16 protein-coding genes are annotated in these 15,348 nt (G+C 70.8%); 6 read left to right on the forward strand and 10 right to left on the reverse strand.

What is annotated here, in order from left to right; all coding sequences use genetic code 11:
* Window positions 1–6: 6 nt before the first annotated feature.
* From RFN52_RS27665 to RFN52_RS27675, 3 genes are read right to left on the reverse strand one after another with little or no spacing between them, the layout of a single operon-like run.
* Complete coding sequence (locus tag RFN52_RS27665; protein WP_184850027.1) at window positions 7–579, reverse strand: cob(I)yrinic acid a,c-diamide adenosyltransferase; 573 nt, start codon at window positions 577–579, stop codon at window positions 7–9.
* Between the two features lie 19 nt (window positions 580–598).
* Complete coding sequence (locus tag RFN52_RS27670) at window positions 599–1,342, reverse strand: ABC transporter permease (protein ID WP_184850029.1); 744 nt, start codon at window positions 1,340–1,342, stop codon at window positions 599–601.
* A 17-nt stretch (window positions 1,343–1,359) separates the two neighbouring features.
* The gene (locus tag RFN52_RS27675; RefSeq protein ID WP_184850032.1) at window positions 1,360–2,142 is read right to left on the reverse strand and encodes an ABC transporter ATP-binding protein; all 783 of its coding nucleotides are present in this window, start codon (window positions 2,140–2,142) and stop codon (window positions 1,360–1,362) included.
* A 79-nt stretch (window positions 2,143–2,221) separates the two neighbouring features.
* Here RFN52_RS27675 and RFN52_RS27680 point away from each other — a divergent pair, with 79 nt between their 5' ends.
* The 4 genes from RFN52_RS27680 to RFN52_RS27695 all read left to right on the forward strand — a co-directional run bounded on the left by RFN52_RS27680 (window position 2,222) and on the right by RFN52_RS27695 (window position 7,080).
* Complete coding sequence (locus RFN52_RS27680) at window positions 2,222–2,863, forward strand: TetR/AcrR family transcriptional regulator (RefSeq protein ID WP_184850033.1); 642 nt, start codon at window positions 2,222–2,224, stop codon at window positions 2,861–2,863.
* A gap of 126 nt (window positions 2,864–2,989) precedes the next feature.
* Window positions 2,990–3,838: a 3-hydroxyacyl-CoA dehydrogenase family protein gene (locus RFN52_RS27685; protein WP_184850035.1), complete on the forward strand. Its 849-nt coding sequence runs from the start codon at window positions 2,990–2,992 to the stop codon at window positions 3,836–3,838.
* A gap of 150 nt (window positions 3,839–3,988) precedes the next feature.
* Window positions 3,989–4,312 (forward strand): STAS domain-containing protein, encoded by a 324-nt coding sequence (locus tag RFN52_RS27690; RefSeq protein ID WP_184850037.1) that lies wholly within the window; start codon window positions 3,989–3,991, stop codon window positions 4,310–4,312.
* Between the two features lie 266 nt (window positions 4,313–4,578).
* Window positions 4,579–7,080 carry an ATP-binding protein gene (locus RFN52_RS27695; protein WP_184850039.1) on the forward strand — a complete coding sequence of 834 codons (2,502 nt, stop codon included), beginning with the start codon at window positions 4,579–4,581 and terminating at the stop codon, window positions 7,078–7,080.
* Between the two features lie 75 nt (window positions 7,081–7,155).
* On the opposite strand, the gene nucS is transcribed toward RFN52_RS27695, so the two are convergent.
* Entirely contained in the window at window positions 7,156–7,827 is a 672-nt protein-coding gene (gene nucS, locus RFN52_RS27700; protein WP_030854272.1) for an endonuclease NucS, read from the reverse strand.
* A 253-nt stretch (window positions 7,828–8,080) separates the two neighbouring features.
* Between nucS and RFN52_RS27705 the strand changes: the two genes are divergently transcribed.
* Entirely contained in the window at window positions 8,081–8,473 is a 393-nt protein-coding gene (locus RFN52_RS27705; protein ID WP_003993005.1) for an SCO5389 family protein, read from the forward strand.
* An 84-nt stretch (window positions 8,474–8,557) separates the two neighbouring features.
* On the opposite strand, the gene RFN52_RS27710 is transcribed toward RFN52_RS27705, so the two are convergent.
* Window positions 8,558–9,586 (reverse strand): LLM class flavin-dependent oxidoreductase, encoded by a 1,029-nt coding sequence (locus RFN52_RS27710; RefSeq protein ID WP_184850041.1) that lies wholly within the window; start codon window positions 9,584–9,586, stop codon window positions 8,558–8,560.
* Between the two features lie 265 nt (window positions 9,587–9,851).
* On the opposite strand from RFN52_RS27710, the gene RFN52_RS27715 reads away from it, so the two are divergent.
* Entirely contained in the window at window positions 9,852–10,184 is a 333-nt protein-coding gene (locus RFN52_RS27715; protein WP_184850043.1) for an Rv1322 family protein, read from the forward strand.
* Window positions 10,185–10,190: 6 nt separating this feature from the next.
* Here RFN52_RS27715 and RFN52_RS27720 read toward each other — a convergent pair whose 3' ends face one another.
* The 5 genes from RFN52_RS27720 to RFN52_RS27740 all read right to left on the reverse strand — a co-directional run bounded on the left by RFN52_RS27720 (window position 10,191) and on the right by RFN52_RS27740 (window position 15,286).
* The gene (locus RFN52_RS27720) at window positions 10,191–11,081 is read right to left on the reverse strand and encodes an ABC-2 transporter permease (RefSeq protein WP_184850045.1); all 891 of its coding nucleotides are present in this window, start codon (window positions 11,079–11,081) and stop codon (window positions 10,191–10,193) included.
* On the reverse strand, window positions 11,078–12,400 hold the full coding sequence (locus tag RFN52_RS27725; protein ID WP_184850048.1) for an ABC transporter ATP-binding protein: 1,323 nt from the start codon (window positions 12,398–12,400) through the stop codon (window positions 11,078–11,080). Before RFN52_RS27725 ends, RFN52_RS27720 begins: the two co-directional genes overlap by 4 nt.
* 122 nt (window positions 12,401–12,522) lie before the next feature.
* A complete protein-coding gene (locus tag RFN52_RS27730) occupies window positions 12,523–13,293 on the reverse strand; it encodes an ABC transporter permease (RefSeq protein ID WP_184850050.1) in 771 nt (256 codons plus the stop codon).
* 2 nt (window positions 13,294–13,295) lie between these two features.
* A complete protein-coding gene (locus RFN52_RS27735; RefSeq protein WP_184850052.1) occupies window positions 13,296–14,264 on the reverse strand; it encodes an ABC transporter ATP-binding protein in 969 nt (322 codons plus the stop codon).
* Window positions 14,265–14,350: 86 nt separating this feature from the next.
* Complete coding sequence (locus tag RFN52_RS27740; RefSeq protein ID WP_184850054.1) at window positions 14,351–15,286, reverse strand: coiled-coil domain-containing protein; 936 nt, start codon at window positions 15,284–15,286, stop codon at window positions 14,351–14,353.
* Window positions 15,287–15,348: the final 62 nt, after the last annotated feature.

Below are 15,348 nucleotides of genomic sequence, written 5' to 3' on the forward strand. Positions count from 1 at the left end.
GCGCTTCTACCGCTCCCCGCCCGGAACCCACAACACGTCTCCGACCTGCTTGTTCGCCGTCCTCGCGAGGATGAACAGCAGGTCGGAGAGGCGGTTGAGGTAGGTCGCCGTCAGCGGATTCATCACCTCGCCGTGCACCTCCAGAGCCGCCCACGTCGAGCGCTCCGCCCGGCGTACGACCGTGCAGGCCTGGTGGAGCAGGGCCGCGCCCGGGGTGCCGCCGGGGAGGATGAAGGAGCGGAGCTTCTCCACCTGTTCGAGGAAGCGGTCGCAGTCCGCCTCCAGCTTGTCGATGTAGAACTGCTCGACCCGCAGGGGCGGGAACTCCGGGTTCTCCACCACCGGCGTCGACAGGTCCGCGCCCACGTCGAACAGGTCGTTCTGGACGCGGGTGAGGACCTTGACGACCTCCTCGTCCAGACCGCCCAGCGCGATCGCCGTGCCGATCACCGCGTTCGCCTCGTTGGCGTCGGCGTACGCGGAGATCCGCAGATCGGTCTTGGCGACCCGGCTCATGTCGCCGAGGGCGGTCGTGCCCTGATCACCGGTCCTGGTGTAGATGCGCGTCAGATTGACCATGTGGCCAGCGTAGTTACGCTCAGGCCGTTCGGAACACGCGTGTGCCCACTGTCACGGACAGTGCGGTGAAGCCGACGGCCACCAGGACGCCGTACAGCATGTGCTCCGTGGCGTACGAGCCGACGTACGCGTCCCGGACCGCGTCCACCAGATAGCGGAACGGTATGAAGTGGGACAGTACGTCCAGCCACTTCGGCCCCAGCGTCATCGGCAGCATCAGGCCGGACAGGAGCATCATCGGCATCGTCATGGCGTTGATCGCCGGGCCGAACTCCTGCGGGGTACGGACCTTCATCGCCAGCGCGTACGACAGCGCGGCCAGGGACACCGTCAGCAGCGCGACGAACACGAAGCCGATCAGAACGCCCGCGAGCGGGGCCCGGAGGCCCATCGCCAGTGCCGCCAGCACCAGCAGCACCGCCTGGAAGACGAACACGGTCGCGTCCCGCAGAACCCGCCCCAGCAGCAGGGCGAGCCGGCTGACGGGCGTCACCCGCATCCGCTCCACCACTCCGTGGCCTTTCTCGATGATGATCGAGAAGCCCGCGAAAGAAGCCCCGAACAGACCGAGTTGAAGCAGCAGCCCGGGCACCAGCACCTGCCACGAGCTTCCCCGCCCGCCCAGCGGCAGATCCGTCAGCAGTGGACCGAAGAACAGCAGGTACAGCAGCGGCATCAGGACGCCGAAGAGCAGTGCGAAGCGGGAACGCAGGGACTGGCGGAGGTAGCGCCCGTAGACGAGCGCGGTGTCGTGCAACAGCATCGTGAGTCCTCTGGCGTCTATACGGCGACGGGGGCCTGGTCGGCCGGCGCGGCCCTGCGGCCGGTGATGGCGAGGAAGGTGTCCTGGAGCGAGGCGTCGAGCGACCCGCCGTACTCGAGCTTCAGCGCACTCGGGGTGCCCTCGGCGACGACCACGCCCCGGTCGACGATCACCAGCCGGTCGGAGAGGGCGTCGGCCTCGTCGAGGTAGTGGGTGGTCAGGAAGACGGTCGTGCCGTACGCGTCGCGCAGCCGGCGCACCAGGTCCCACAGGTCGGCGCGGCTGCCGGGGTCGAGACCGGTCGTCGGCTCGTCGAGGAACAGCACCTTCGGGCGGTGGGTGAGCGCCATCGCGATGTCCAGGCGGCGCCGCTGGCCGCCGGAGAGCGCGGCGCACCTGCGGTCGAGCAGCTCGGCGAGGTCCAGGTCGCGGGCCAGTTCCCCGGCGCGTTCGACGGCCTCGGTCTTCGGCAGCCGGTACAGCCGCCCCTGGGTGACCAGCTCCTCCCGCACGGTGATCTGCGGGTCGACGCCGCCGGACTGCGCCACGTACCCGCAGGTCCGTCGCACCCCGGCGGGGTCGGTCGCCAGGTCGTGGCCCGCGACGGTGGCGGCGCCGCCGGTCGGCTCCAGCAAGGTCGTCAGCATCCGCAGGGTCGTCGTCTTGCCGGCTCCGTTCGGGCCTAGGAAGCCGAGGATCTCGCCCTCCCGGACGGTCAGGTCGATACCGCGCACGGCCTGCACGGGGCCGCTCCTGCTCTGGAAGGTACGGGCCAGGCCGGCCGTACTGATGATTGCCATGGCACCAGAAAAACAGAGTCTCTTAAAGTTTGCAATGACCCCAAGTTTTGGGAGTCCCCAGGGAAGCTAGGATTCGGACATGGCTGAGGGGCTCAGGGAACGGAAGAAGCGCGAGACCAGGCAGCGCATCTCGGACATCGCCACCGGGCTGTTCCTGGAGCGCGGGTTCGTGTCGGTGACGATCGCGGACGTGGCGGAAGCGGCCGACGTCTCCGTGAACACCGTCTACAACTACTTCCCGGCCAAGGAGGACCTCTTCTTCGACCGCTCCCAGGGCGTCGTCGACCGGCTCTCGCGCTGGGTGCGGGGCCGGGACGCGGGGGAGTCGGCCGCCCGGGCGGTACTGCGCGAGCTGCGCGCCGAGGTCGAGGCCGTCTCACCCCGGATGGGTCTGATCGAGGGTTATGACCGTTTCATGCGCTGCATCGACGAGGCCCCGCCGCTGCGTTCCCGGCTGTGGCGCATCCAGCAGGAGGTCCAGGACAACTTGGAGGCGACGCTCCGGGAGGAGGTGAGTGCCGAGACCGACGACCCGCTGCCGAGGCTGATCGCCGGTCAGATCTGCTGGGTGCACGGCACCGTCTTCGTCGCGATCGGCTGCGAGATGACCAAGGGGCGCAACCCGGACGAAGTGTCACGAGAGATGCTCGTCGTTCTCGACGACATCGAGGAGCTGTTGAGCGAGAAGGTGCTCAACTACGCCGTACGAGGCGCCGTATGACCCGTGCCGGTGTGATGTCCGTCATGTGAGACGTGACGCGCATTACTTACTGGTCACACGGCCCCTCACGAGCGCTAGTGTCCGCCGGAGAGGCAGATATAAGCAGCGCGTCAGGGGAGTCGCACAGTGGCAGGGAAGCTCGCCGTCATCGGGGCCGGCCTCATGGGAGCCGGTATCGCCCAGGTCTCCGCTCAGGCGGGCTGGGAGGTGATCCTGCGTGACGTCACCGACGAGGCACTGGCGCGCGGCACCGACGGCATCAAGGCGTCGTACGACAAGTTCGTCGCCAAGGGCAAGCTGGAGGCGCACGACGCCGACGCCGCCCTGGCCCGCATCACCGCTACCACCGACCTGGACGCCGTGGCCGACGCGGACGTGGTCGTCGAGGCCGTGTTCGAGAAGCTTGAGGTCAAGCACGAGATCTTCCGCGCGCTCGACAAGATCGTGAAGGACGAGGCGATCCTCGCCTCCAACACCTCCGCCATCCCGATCACCAAGATCGCGGCGGCCACGGAGCGCCCGGAGCGGGTCGTCGGCACGCACTTCTTCTCGCCGGTGCCGATGATGCAGCTGTGCGAACTCGTCCGCGGCTACAAGACCAGCGACGAAACCCTCGCCACGGCCCGGCGGTTCGCCGAGTCGGTCGGCAAGACCTGCATCGTCGTCAACCGTGACGTCGCCGGCTTCGTGACGACCCGTCTCATCTGCGCCCTGGTCGTCGAGGCCGCGAAGCTGCAGGAGTCGGGCGTGGCCAGCGCCGAGGACATCGACCTGGCCTGCAAGCTGGGCTTCGGTCACGCCATGGGCCCGCTGGCGACGGCGGACCTGACGGGCGTCGACATCCTGCTGCACGCCACGAACAACATCTACACCGAGTCCCAGGACGAGAAGTTCGCGGCCCCCGAGTCGATGCGCCGGATGGTTGACGCCGGTGACATCGGACGCAAGAGCGGGCAGGGCTTCTACAAGCACTGAAACCGCACATGCCCCGGATCCATCACACGCCAGGGTGAATTCGGTATCGGTTCGCTCACAAGAAGCAACCTCTGACTCCTCCACGCAGTCAGAGGTTGCATCACCCACATCCAGAACGCGGAGCACCATTCGCACGCACGGGGAGCGCATATGTACATCAGGGGCGACCACGCCGAGCTGGTCGTCGGGGGCCGCCTCGACGTCCGGAGCGCGGCGGACGCCCGTACGGTCCTGCACTCGGCCGTCGACGACGGAGCCGGCGATCTGGTGCTCGACCTGTCCGAACTGGACTCCTGGGACGCCACCGGACTGGGCGTGATCATGGGAGCCCACCGGCGGGCCGGCCGCTGCGGCCGGCGCCTGGTGCTGCGCGGAGTGCCGCCGCAGATGCAGCGCCTGCTGGTGGCCACCCGCCTGCACCGGATCCTGGCGATCGAGGGGGGCATCGGGGTGGAGACGCTTCCTCGCGTGTGACGCCTCGTACGGGTGTGAGCCGGGCGACCGGGGAGACCCGGACGTACGTCGTCGCATCGTGCGACGCGCACAATCCTCACGAGACCGTGACGTTACGGACGGCGCGGTACCCCGGACTGTCGTAGATACTGTGCGAAGGTTTAGGGTTCGGCTGCCCGCTGCCTTGACACCCTTCGGCGGGACCGGACCAGAAGCGACAGCGCGGTGTGCAGCAAGGCCGGGAGGGGCTTTTCCAAGCACACACACGCTTTTGGGGGGCTTGACCTATGGATCCTGACAACCAGGGACCCGAGGAGTACGGCCACGATGGTGACGGCCCCGCGCCGCGCCAGCGCCCTCCCAGGGAATCCCTCACACCGGACTTCGCGCAGCACGCGCCGGCGCTCGCGCGTACGGTCCAGCTCGTCTCCGGCGACTTCCTGCTGACCGTCAACCCCGTCGACGGCAGCGAGATAGAGGCCTGCCCGCCCGCCGAACGACCCGCCCGGCCCGTGAAGCTCACCGCGGCCGAGCGCGCCGAGGCCGAGCGCGCCGCCCGTCCGCCCGTCCCGCCCGGCCCCGCGCTGCCCGTCCTGCCGCTGCTGGCCCGCCAGGACGAGCGCGAGCGCCTGGTGCGCCTGCTCGCCCGTGGCCGCTCCACGCGCCTCACCGGTGCGGCAGGCTCCGGCCGCACCCGCCTCCTCGACCTCGTCGCCGAGGACTGCTCCGACCTCGCCCCCGACGGCGTCGTCCGCCTCAACGGCTTCGGACGCACCGCCGGTGACCTGCTGTACGACCTGTTCCACGCGGTGTACAGCGCCCCCCTGCACCGCCCGGACCGGGACGAACTGCTCACCTACGTCCGTGAGATCGGCGCGGTCGTCGTCCTCGACGACCTGGAGTTCGGCGGCGCCGCGCTCGACGAGCTGCTGGCCGCGACCCCCGAGTGCGCCTTCCTACTCGGCGCCACCCCGGACGTGCCGGCCCCCTCCGCCGGCGCCGGCGTCGAGGAGGTCCCCCTCGGCGGGCTGGAGCGCGCGGCCGGGCTCGACCTGCTGGAACACGCCGTCGGCCGGACCCTCACCGAGGACGAGTCCAACTGGGCGGGCGACCTCTGGTTCGAGTCCGAGGGCCTGCCCCTGCGCTTCGTCCAGGCCGGCGCCCTGCTGCGGCAACGCGACCGGCTGCGCGCCGGCACCAGCGCCGTCGACGAGTTCGGCGTCTTCGAGGACGTGCCCCCGGCCGACCCCGCCGACGCCTACGACCTCGGTGACGACGTGCCGCTGCCCGCGCTCGGCGAGGCCGCCGCGCCCGCGCCGCTGCTCGCCTCCCGGCTGAGCGCCTCCGCCCGCGCCACCCTGCGGTTCGCCGTCGCCCTGGGCGGTGAGGTCCCGCACCAGGCGCATCTGCCCGCCCTGGTCGGCGACACCCACGCGGACGCCGCACTCGGTGAACTGGCCGCCTGCGGCCTGGTCTCCCCGGTCGGCTCCCGCTACCGCCTCGCCGCCGGCGTGCCGGCCCAGCTGGAGGCCGCCGGGTACGCCGACGAGGCCGAGGCCGGAGCCCGCAGCGCCGCCCAGCACTACTCCTGGTGGGCCGGGCACCCCTCGGTCACCCCCGAGCGGGTGTGCGCCGAGGCCGACGCGGTCCTCGCCGCCCTGGCCCTCCTCGGGCCCGCCACCCGCCCGCCCGCCGAGGACGAGGAGAGCGCGGCCGTCCACCTGGCCCGCACCGCCGCCCCCGCGTTCGCCGCAGGGCTGCACTGGAGCGCCTGGGAGCGGGCCCTGCGCTCCGGCGCCGAGGCCGCCCGGCTCGCCGGGGACGTCGGCGAGGAGGCCTACTTCCACCACGAGCTCGGTGTCCTCGCCCTGTGCGGGGGCCAGCTCGACCGGGCCCGTGCCGAACTGGAGGCCTCCATCGGCCTGCGCGGCGCCCTCGCCGACAAGCGCGGGACCGTCGCCGGGCGCCGTGCCCTGGCCCTGGTCGCCGACCGCTCGGGCACACCGATCGGGCTCGGGCCGACCGCGGGGGAGGAGGTGCCCGACGCCCGGGACGAGGAGTCGGCGTCCCCGCCCGGCGGTGTCCCGGCGGCCTTCCCGACGCTCCAGAAGCCGCCCTCCCCGACCCTGGTCACCCACCGCAGCTCGCCCGCGCCCTCGCGCAAGGCGCGCGGCGGCCTCAAGGGCCTGGCCCGGCGCAACCTCGTGGCCGCCGGTGCCGGTGCCCTGCTCGTCGCGGTCCTGGGCACGGTGGTGACGCTCGGCGCCACCTCCGACAAGGATCAGAACCCGCCGTCCGACCAGGTCGGCGTCAACCCGTCCGCCAGCCAGGGCATCAACGACGGCAGCCTCGGCGCCGACCCGGCGGCGAACGACGGCGACGGTGACAACGGCGAGCCGGCCCCCCGAACCACGGACCCGGGCCCCGACGGCACCCTCGGCACGTCGGACGACCCGACGCCGACGGCCTCCCCGAGCGGTTCGCAGGACCCGAGCGGTTCGGCGTCGCCGTCGAAGCCGCCGACGTCCTCGAAGCCGCCCACGTCCAAGCCGCCGACGACGTCGAAGCCGCCGACCTCCAAGCCGCCGACGACGTCGAAGCCGCCGACGTCCGAGCCGCCGACCTCGGAGCCGCCGACGTCCCAGCCGCCCACCTCGGAGCCGCCGACGACCAGCCCGTCCACCTCCGACTCGGCCAGCGGCCCGGCGCCCAGCGCTCCCACCAGCACCACGGCGAGCGCGTCACAGAGTTCCCCGGCCACGCCGAGCGGCTCGGAGACGGTGATCTGACAGCCGTGCACACGGCAGGGCCGGGTCCGTTCCGCGGACCCGGCCCTGTTCGTCTGTTCGTCTTCGGACCGGCTGTCAGAACAGCCGCAGCTTGTCGTCCTCGATGCCCCGCAGCGCGTCGTAGTCGAGGACCTGGCAGCCGATGCCGCGGTCGGTGGCGAGTACGCGGGCCTGGGGCTTGATCTCCTGGGCCGCGAAGACACCGCGCACCGGGGCGAGATGGGGATCGCGGTTCAGCAGCTCCAGATAGCGCGTGAGCTGCTCCACGCCGTCGATCTCACCGCGCCGCTTGATCTCCACCGCGACGGTCTTGCCGTCGGCGTCCCGGCACAGGATGTCGACCGGCCCGATGGCCGTCGGGTACTCGCGGCGGATCAGCGTGTAGCCGTCGCCGAGTGTCTCGATGCGGTCGGCGAGCAGCTCCTGGAGGTGCGCTTCCACGCCGTCCTTGATCAGGCCGGGATCGACGCCCAGTTCGTGCGAGGAGTCGTGGAGGACTTCCTCCATCGTGATGATGAGCTTCTCGCCCGCCTTGTTGACGACGGTCCAGACGCCCTCCTCCTCGCCGGTGCCCTCCTTCAGGGTGCAGGGCGGCGACATCCAGTTCAGGGGCTTGTAGGCCCGGTCGTCGGCGTGGATCGAGACGCTGCCGTCCGCCTTCACCAGGATCAGGCGCGGGGCCGAGGGAAGGTGGGCGGTGAGCCGCCCGGCGTAGTCCACGGAGCAGCGGGCAATGACGAGACGCATGGTCGGCAACGCTACTCGACGGGCGCCTGTCGACGCGATTCGCCCTGGAAAACACATGTTCGGTAATGGCCGATTGTGTGCACGGTGTGCTCAGCGGGAGTGTCTCATCTGCGCATTTTCCTGGTGCCGTCACCGTACGTTGCTTACCGTATGAACGGGAGGTCGCGAGGCGTGTACGCAGCGTGTCCGGTATCGCGAACTCCCCCTGTCTGTCCGGCAACCCCTGCTCAACGGGGGTGCGAGAGGAGAACTCATGTCGCTCGACGTCTCACCGGCCCTACTCGAACAGGCCGAGCGAGGCGAGGTCGACGAAGCGGAATTCGTCGACTGCGTCCGGACCTCCCTGCCTTATGCGTGGGAGATGATCAGCTCACTGGTGGCCCAGCTGAAGGTGGACGGCGGCGCGTTCGCCGACAACCAGACGCCCCCGCCGGACGAGCAGGCACGCGGCCAGCTGCTGCGTGCGCTTGCGAGTGACGCGATACGCGGCGCGCTGCAACGGCACTTCGGTGTGCGGCTGGCTTTCCAGAACTGCCACCGGGTGGCCGTGTTCCCGCTCGACTCCTCGGTCGACGAGAAGCTGGACCGTTTCACCTCGGTCCGCAGTCAGGTGCTGAACCAGTCACCCGAGTTCCGGGACTGCTGACGCGGCGCCGCTTGCTTGCCGCTCCGTACGCGGGAGGTGCAGTTCTGTACCGGAGCGGCAAGCCCCCAGGAAACCACCACGCTCTCAGACGAGTTGGGGGAGCACCTCGGCGCCCAGCCGCCGCACGTTCTCCTCGGTCGCCGCCAGGTCCCCCGAGCCCTCGACGAGCAGTGCGAAGCGCGAGATGCCCGTGCGCTCGCTGGTCGCCGCGAGCCGGTCCGCGCACAGCCGCGGAGTGCCCACCGCGTGCAGCCCGCAGAGCAGTTCGGTGTACGCCAGCGGGTCGCGCATCCGGCGTGTGCGCCCGTCGACCGTGACATGGGCCTCCAGGCCCTGCTTGAGCCAGCCCGGCATCGCCTTCATCAGCGTCTCCGCCGCGTCGACCCGCCGGTCCGCGACCTGGCAGACGCCGGCCGACACATGGGACGCGCCCCGGATCTCCTCCGGCGACCGGCCGCAGGCCCGTGCGTGCTGCCGCCACAGCGCGACCATCTCGGCCTTCTCCTCGTCCCCCACGTGCATCCCGAGCAGCATCGAAAGACCCCGCTCGGCCGCCAGCCGCACACTCGACGGCGAGGTGCAGGCGACGACCAGCTCGGGCCCCGCGGCCTCCGTCAGCGCCTCCGACGGCCGGGGCACCACCGGGACTTCACGGAAGCGGAAGCGCTCCCCGTCGGCCGCCACGGACGACTCGCGCAGCCACCGCACCAGAAGGTCCAGGGACTCCGGGAACCCCTTCTCGTACGCCTCCAGACCCGCGCCGAACACCTCCAGGTCGACCCACGGGCCGCCGCGCCCGACACCGAGCGTGAAACGGCCGCCGCTCGTGTGGTGCAGCAGCGCGGCCTGTTCGCCGAGGGCCACGGGGTGGACGGTGGGCAGGACGCTGACCGCCGTGCCGACCCGGATGCGGCGGGTGCGGCCCAGCAGTAAGGCGGCCAGGGTGACGGCCGACGGGCACGTGCCGTACGGCACGAAGTGGTGCTCGGCAAGCCAGACCGTGTCGAGCCCGGCCTCCTCGGCCACCTCGGCCGAGCGGACCGCGCGGTGCAGCGCCTCTCCCTCGCCCTGACCGGGGAACTGGGCCGCCAACACGAAACTTCCAACGCGCATTGCTTTCCTGCTTCCTTGGCTCCGACGCGGAGCTCCCCCACAGCGCATAACCGTCTGACACGTGCCGAGGACACGGCCGGGCGGAGTATTTTGCGGATTGTCTGCAGAATGGGGCATTCCACCGGGAGCCCGGGGGAGAGCGCCCGGGGCCGGCTCGCCGCGCCCGCGGAGGACTTGTGGCGATTGGTGGCGTACGTCTACCCCTGTGCGCGCCGCGTAGGCTGGATGCGGTCCGTGCTTCCTGTATAGCTCCGAGAGGTGTCCCGTGTCCCCGCGTCGCAACCGACCCAAGGGCGCCGCTTCGTCCGGCCGGAGCGTCGAGGACGACCGCCCCGGCCGCTACGGCGGCTGGCAGTCCTCGGAGAACTGGCAGGGCGAGAACTGGAGTGTGCGGCAAGTGGCCGGCGCGAGCGCGCAGGGCAAGTCGTACCGCTGCCCCGGCTGCGACCAGATGATCCCGGACGGGGTGCCGCACGTGGTGGCCTGGGCGGAGCACACGGGCGTCGACGACCGCAGACACTGGCACAAGGCCTGCTGGAACGCGCGGGACCGCCGCACCCCGGGGGTGCAGCGGTCCCGTAACGCGCCGAAGTTCTGAGCGGACTCAGACGTCCCGCTTCTCCAGCAGCGCGAAGGCGCCGGCGAACGCGACGGCCGTGGCGCCGAGGATGATCCACAGCGGGTCCCAGCCGGACGGGCCGGACTGGCTGGCCGAGTTGAGGGAGTTGGCGTAGAAGACGCTCAGCTGGCTCGGGATCGAGTACTCGAACAGGGCGTCGCGCACGCCCTGCAGGGACTCCGAGAACATGAACAGCGCGATCACCAGCGGGGCCAGCACGGCGCCGATCATGATCGTGATGGCGCCGGCCGAGTGCCGGATGATCGAGCCGACCAGGAGCGAGAACAGGCCCAGCAGCGCGATGTAGAGCGAGATGCCGACCGTGCCCTTCAGCCAGTCACCGCCGGACGGCGACTTGGCGCCGTCGCCCTCCAGCATCGCCACGTGCAGGAAGGCGACGAGGGAGCAGGCCACCAGCGTCACCACGAAGGCGACCAGGAAGAACACGATGGCCTTCGCCGCCAGCACGCGTCCGCGGCTCGGGCAGGCGACCATCGTGGTGCGGATCATGCCGGTGCCGTACTCCGAGGCCGTGGTCAGCACGCCCAGCGTGATGATGCACATGCTGCCCAGCAGCAGCCCGAAGAAGCCCAGGCCGAGAGGGCTCTCGCCGTCCAGGGCCGGGTCGGAGTTGGCCACCACCACGCCGGTCAGCAGACCGATGCCGACGACGAGCAGGACGAACACGCCGAGCGTCCACATCGTGGAGCGCACCGACCTGATCTTCGTCCACTCGGAGGCGATGGCGTTGCCGAGGTGCGTGCGTACGACCGGGATCGGCGAGGTGTAGCCGGGGCTGCCGGCGTACGGGGCGGAACCGGGCGCCGCCTGCCAGGCGGGCGCGGCCTGCGGCATCTGGGACTGGGGGCTGCTCATCGGGCGTCCTCGGGCTTGGTCAGGTCGGAGGTCGGGGCGGCGGCGGGCGCCGGCGGCGCCGGGGCGGGCTGCGCGGGGGCCGAGGCGGCCGGCTGGGCGGCGGGGGCCGCGGGAGCCTGCGGTGCGGGCTGTGGGGTGTCCTGAGGCGCCTCAGGCGCGGGCTGGGCGTACGGGTTGGGCGTTCCCGCGCCAGGGGAGTTCGGAGCGACGCTGGGAGCCCCCGGGGCGCCGTACGGGCCCGCCGGAGCCTGACCGGGTGCGCCCGCCGGCGAAGCCGGGAACGGCTGGCCGCCCTGCTGGGGCGGCGGCGGGGCGTACCAGCCCGGCTGGCCCTGACCGGGCACCGGCATCGGCGGCTGCGCGCCGGGCGGCAGCGGCTGCTGGAGCCCTGCCTTCTGGTCGATCGTCGAGCGGTAGTCGACGGCGCCCTGCGTCATCCGCATGTACGCCTCCTCCAGGGAGGCCTGGTGCGGCGACAGTTCCCACAGCCGTACGTCGTGGTCGTGCGCGATGTCGCTGATGCGCGGCAGGGGCAGCCCCGTCACGCGCAGGGCGCCGTCTTGCTCGGGCAGCACGTGGCCGCCCGACTCGGTCAGCGCGGCCGACAGCTTCTCGCGCTGCTGCGGCTCGGTGTCGGGCGTGCGCACCCGCGCGAAGTCCGCGGAGTTCGCCGAGATGAAGTCGGTCACGCTCATGTCGGCGAGCAGCTGACCACGCCCGATGACGATGAGATGGTCGGCGGTCAGCGCCATCTCGCTCATCAGGTGGGAGGAGACGAAGACCGTACGGCCCTCCGCCGCCAGCGCCTTCATCAGGTTGCGCACCCAGAGGATGCCCTCCGGGTCGAGGCCGTTGACCGGCTCGTCGAACAGCAGCACCTGCGGGTCGCCGAGCAGCGCGGCGGCGATGCCCAGCCGCTGCCCCATGCCGAGGGAGAAGCCCTTGGACCGCTTCTTGGCCACGTCCTGCAGACCGACGACCCCGAGCACCTCGTCCACCCGGCGGGCCGGGATGCCCGACAGCTGGGCCAGGGAGAGCAGGTGATTGCGGGCGGACCGGCCGCCGTGCACCGCCTTGGCGTCCAGCAGGGCACCGACCTGGCGGGCGGCGTTGGGCAGCCTGCGGTACGGATAGCCGCCGATCGTCACCTGCCCGGCCGTCGGATTGTCCAGGCCGAGGATCATCCGCATCGTCGTGGACTTGCCCGAGCCGTTCGGTCCGAGGAAGCCGGTGACGGCCCCGGGCCGCACCTGGAAGGAAAGGTTGTACACAGCGGTCTTGTCGCCGTAGCGCTTCGTCAGGCCGACTGCTTCGATCATGCTCCGCACCCATCGCAAGGTTCAGGACAGCGGGGCACACGCCCCCGTAAGGGTTAGGAGGATATCGAGGCGCTGACGGTTCCACCCAAGAGGAGGTAAAAGGTCAGGCCAAGCCCGTCCCTCTAGGCATCGCGCTTCTTCAGCAGCACATAACCGCCGACGAGCGCCGCGAGCACCCACAGCCCCATGATCCCCAGGCCGCCCCATGGCCCGTACGGAGTGTCGTCGTCGATCGGCGTGACGACCTGCATGATCTTGCTGCCGGCCTGGTCGGGAAGGAACCGGCCGACCTTCTTCGTCGCGTCGACATTGCCCAGGATGTTGGAGATCAGGAAGAAGAACGGCATCAGGATGCCCAGCGACAGCATCGGCGAGCGCAGCATCGCGGCGACGCCCATGGAGAACATCGCGATCAGCGCCATGTAGAGGCCCCCGCCGAACACGGCCCGCAGCACCCCCGGGTCCCCGATCTCCGCCCGGTGCGAGCCCAGCATCGCCTGCCCCAGGAAGAAGGCGGCGAAGCTGGTGACGAGCCCGACCAGCAGGGCGAGCCCACCGGCCACCGCGATCTTGCTGAACAGGAAGGCGCCGCGCTGCGGCACCGCGGCCAGCGAGCTGCGGATCATGCCGGTGCTGTACTCGTTCGACACGACCAGCACCCCGAAGACGATCATCGCGAGCTGACCGAGACTCATCCCCGCGAAGCTGATGAACGTCGGGTCGAACTCCGCCCGGTCCTGCGCGTTCATCGAGTCGAACTCGTTCTTCGACAACGCCGAGATCAGCATGCCGAGGGCGACCGTCACGACCACCACCAGTGAGAGGGTCCAGACCGTGGACGCCACCGACCGGATCTTGGTCCACTCCGACCGTACGACCTGCGTCGTCGCCATGCTCAGCCCCTCTTCCAGCCGTCGCCCCACTGCTGCCGCGCCGGCTCGGAGCCCGTCGCGCCCGTCCCGCTGTGAGCGTGGTACTCCACCGACTCCGCGGTCAGCTGCATGAACGCCTCCTCCAGCGAGGCCTGTTGCGGGCTCAGCTCGTGCAGCGTGATCCGGTGCTGCGCCGCCAGCTCACCGATCTGCTCGGCCTTGCCGCCGTCCACCTCCAGCACCCCGTCCCCGCTCTCCACGGCCACGACCCCGGCCTGGTGCAGCACGTCGAGCAGCCGCTCCCGCTGCGGGCTGCGGACCCGGACGTACGAGCGTGAGTTGCGGGCGATGAAGTCCGCCATGGAGGTGTCCGCGAGCAGCCGGCCCTGCCCGATGACGACGAGGTGCTCTGCCGTCAGGGCCATCTCGCTCATCAGGTGGGAGGAGACGAACACGGTCCGTCCCTGCGAGGCGAGCGACTTCATCAAGGTGCGGATCCAGTGGATGCCCTCGGGGTCGAGGCCGTTGACCGGCTCGTCGAACATCAGGATCCGCGGATCGCCGAGCAGCGCGGCAGCGATGCCGAGCCGCTGCCCCATGCCCATCGAGAAGCCCTTGGTCTTCTTCTTCGCGACCGCCGTCAGCCCGACCGTCTCCAGCACGTCCCGCACCCTGCCGCTCGGAATGCCGTTGCTCTGCGCGAGGCACAGCAGATGGTTGTAGGCGGTACGCCCGCCGTGCCAGGCCTTGGCCTCCAGCAGGGCGCCGATGTACGTCAGCGGGTCCTTGAGCTGCTGATAGTGCTTGCCGTCGATACGGACGTCGCCGGCGGTCGGGTGGTCGAGCCCCAGGATCATCCGCATGGTCGTCGACTTGCCCGCGCCGTTCGGCCCGAGGAAGCCGGTGACGATGCCCGGTCTCACGGTGAACGACAGGTTGTTGACCGCCACCTTCTCGCCGTACCGCTTGGTCAGCCCCTCCAGCTCAATCATGCCCGCCACGCTAGAACGGGACAAAGCCCTCTGCCACCCGAGCGGCAGAGGGCTTTGCGGAGATTCAGCCTCCGTATGCCCGCGTGTTACCGGGACTGCTGGGCCGGGACCCCACGGGAGATCGGCTCGTCCTCGGCCGGCGTGCCGGCGGCGGCCACCGCGGCGCCCGTGAGCGTCGCGAGCATCTCGCGGACGTTCGTCAGCTGGGCGTTGATGCTGTCGCGGCGGTTGGTGAGGGCGGCCAGCTCGCGCTCGGATTCCGAACGGATGCGGTCGGCCTTGGCGTTGGCGTCGGCCACGATGTCCTCGGCCTGGCGCTGGGCCGTCTCCACCGTCTGGCGGGCGCGGCGCTCGGCGTCCGTGCGCAGCTTCTCGGCCTCCAGGCGCAGCTGCTCCGCGCGGTGCTCGATCTCGGCCAGGCGCTTCTCGGCCTTGGCCTGACGGGAGGCCAGGTCGCGCTCGGACTGCTCGCGGCGCTTGGCGAGGTTCGTCTCGAAGTCGGCGGCGGCCTGCGCGGCCTTCGCACGGGTCTCCTCGAAGAGGGCGTCCGCCTCCTCGCGCTTGGACTGCGCGTCCTTCTGCGCCTCGGAACGCAGCTGGGCGGCGTCACTCTTGGCCTTCTCGACGATCCGCAGGCCCTCGTCCTCGGCCTTCGCCTTGCGCTCCGCCGAGTACGACTCGGCGTCGTTGCGCACCTGCTGGGCCGCCGACTCGGCGAGCTCGCGGTGCTGCTCGGCCGCGCGCCGGGCCTCCTCCCGCAGGTCCTTCGCCTCTTCCTCGGCGAGGCGGAGGATCTTCTCCACGCGCGCACCGAGACCCGCGTACGACGGCTCGGCGTCGGTGATCTGGGCCTGGGCGTTCTGCGTCTCGAGGTGGAGCTCTTCGATGCGCTTTTCCAGAGCGGTGATGCGGGCGAGAGCGCTGTCACGGTCGGAGACGAGCTTGGAGATACGTTCGTCCACCTGAGCGCGGTCGTATCCACGCCGCACAAGCTCGAAGCCGTAGGGGGAAGTGTCGCTCATGGGGTTCCTGTCGAATGAGACCGGTGAGGTGATAGGTGGAATCCTAGGGGCCGAAACGGTGT

Origin of the sequence: Streptomyces collinus (assembly GCF_031348265.1) — a bacterium.
Classification (GTDB): domain Bacteria; phylum Actinomycetota; class Actinomycetes; order Streptomycetales; family Streptomycetaceae; genus Streptomyces; species Streptomyces collinus.

Excerpts from the sequence above, each read along its gene's own strand:
- RFN52_RS27665 (WP_184850027.1), bottom strand. The coding sequence starts at position 579 with ATGGTCAATCTGACGCGCATCTACACCAGGACCGGTGATCAGGGCACG.
- RFN52_RS27705 (WP_003993005.1), top strand. The coding sequence starts at position 8,081 with ATGTCGCTCGACGTCTCACCGGCCCTACTCGAACAGGCCGAGCGAGGC.
- RFN52_RS27725 (WP_184850048.1), bottom strand. The coding sequence starts at position 12,400 with ATGATCGAAGCAGTCGGCCTGACGAAGCGCTACGGCGACAAGACCGCT.
- nucS (WP_030854272.1), bottom strand. The coding sequence starts at position 7,827 with ATGCGTCTCGTCATTGCCCGCTGCTCCGTGGACTACGCCGGGCGGCTC.
- RFN52_RS27720 (WP_184850045.1), bottom strand. The coding sequence starts at position 11,081 with ATGAGCAGCCCCCAGTCCCAGATGCCGCAGGCCGCGCCCGCCTGGCAG.
- RFN52_RS27710 (WP_184850041.1), bottom strand. The coding sequence starts at position 9,586 with ATGCGCGTTGGAAGTTTCGTGTTGGCGGCCCAGTTCCCCGGTCAGGGC.
- RFN52_RS27670 (WP_184850029.1), bottom strand. The coding sequence starts at position 1,342 with ATGCTGTTGCACGACACCGCGCTCGTCTACGGGCGCTACCTCCGCCAG.
- RFN52_RS27675 (WP_184850032.1), bottom strand. The coding sequence starts at position 2,142 with ATGGCAATCATCAGTACGGCCGGCCTGGCCCGTACCTTCCAGAGCAGG.
- RFN52_RS27730 (WP_184850050.1), bottom strand. The coding sequence starts at position 13,293 with ATGGCGACGACGCAGGTCGTACGGTCGGAGTGGACCAAGATCCGGTCG.
- RFN52_RS27735 (WP_184850052.1), bottom strand. The coding sequence starts at position 14,264 with ATGATTGAGCTGGAGGGGCTGACCAAGCGGTACGGCGAGAAGGTGGCG.
- RFN52_RS27690 (WP_184850037.1), top strand. The coding sequence starts at position 3,989 with ATGTACATCAGGGGCGACCACGCCGAGCTGGTCGTCGGGGGCCGCCTC.
- RFN52_RS27740 (WP_184850054.1), bottom strand. The coding sequence starts at position 15,286 with ATGAGCGACACTTCCCCCTACGGCTTCGAGCTTGTGCGGCGTGGATAC.
- RFN52_RS27680 (WP_184850033.1), top strand. The coding sequence starts at position 2,222 with ATGGCTGAGGGGCTCAGGGAACGGAAGAAGCGCGAGACCAGGCAGCGC.
- RFN52_RS27695 (WP_184850039.1), top strand. The coding sequence starts at position 4,579 with ATGGATCCTGACAACCAGGGACCCGAGGAGTACGGCCACGATGGTGAC.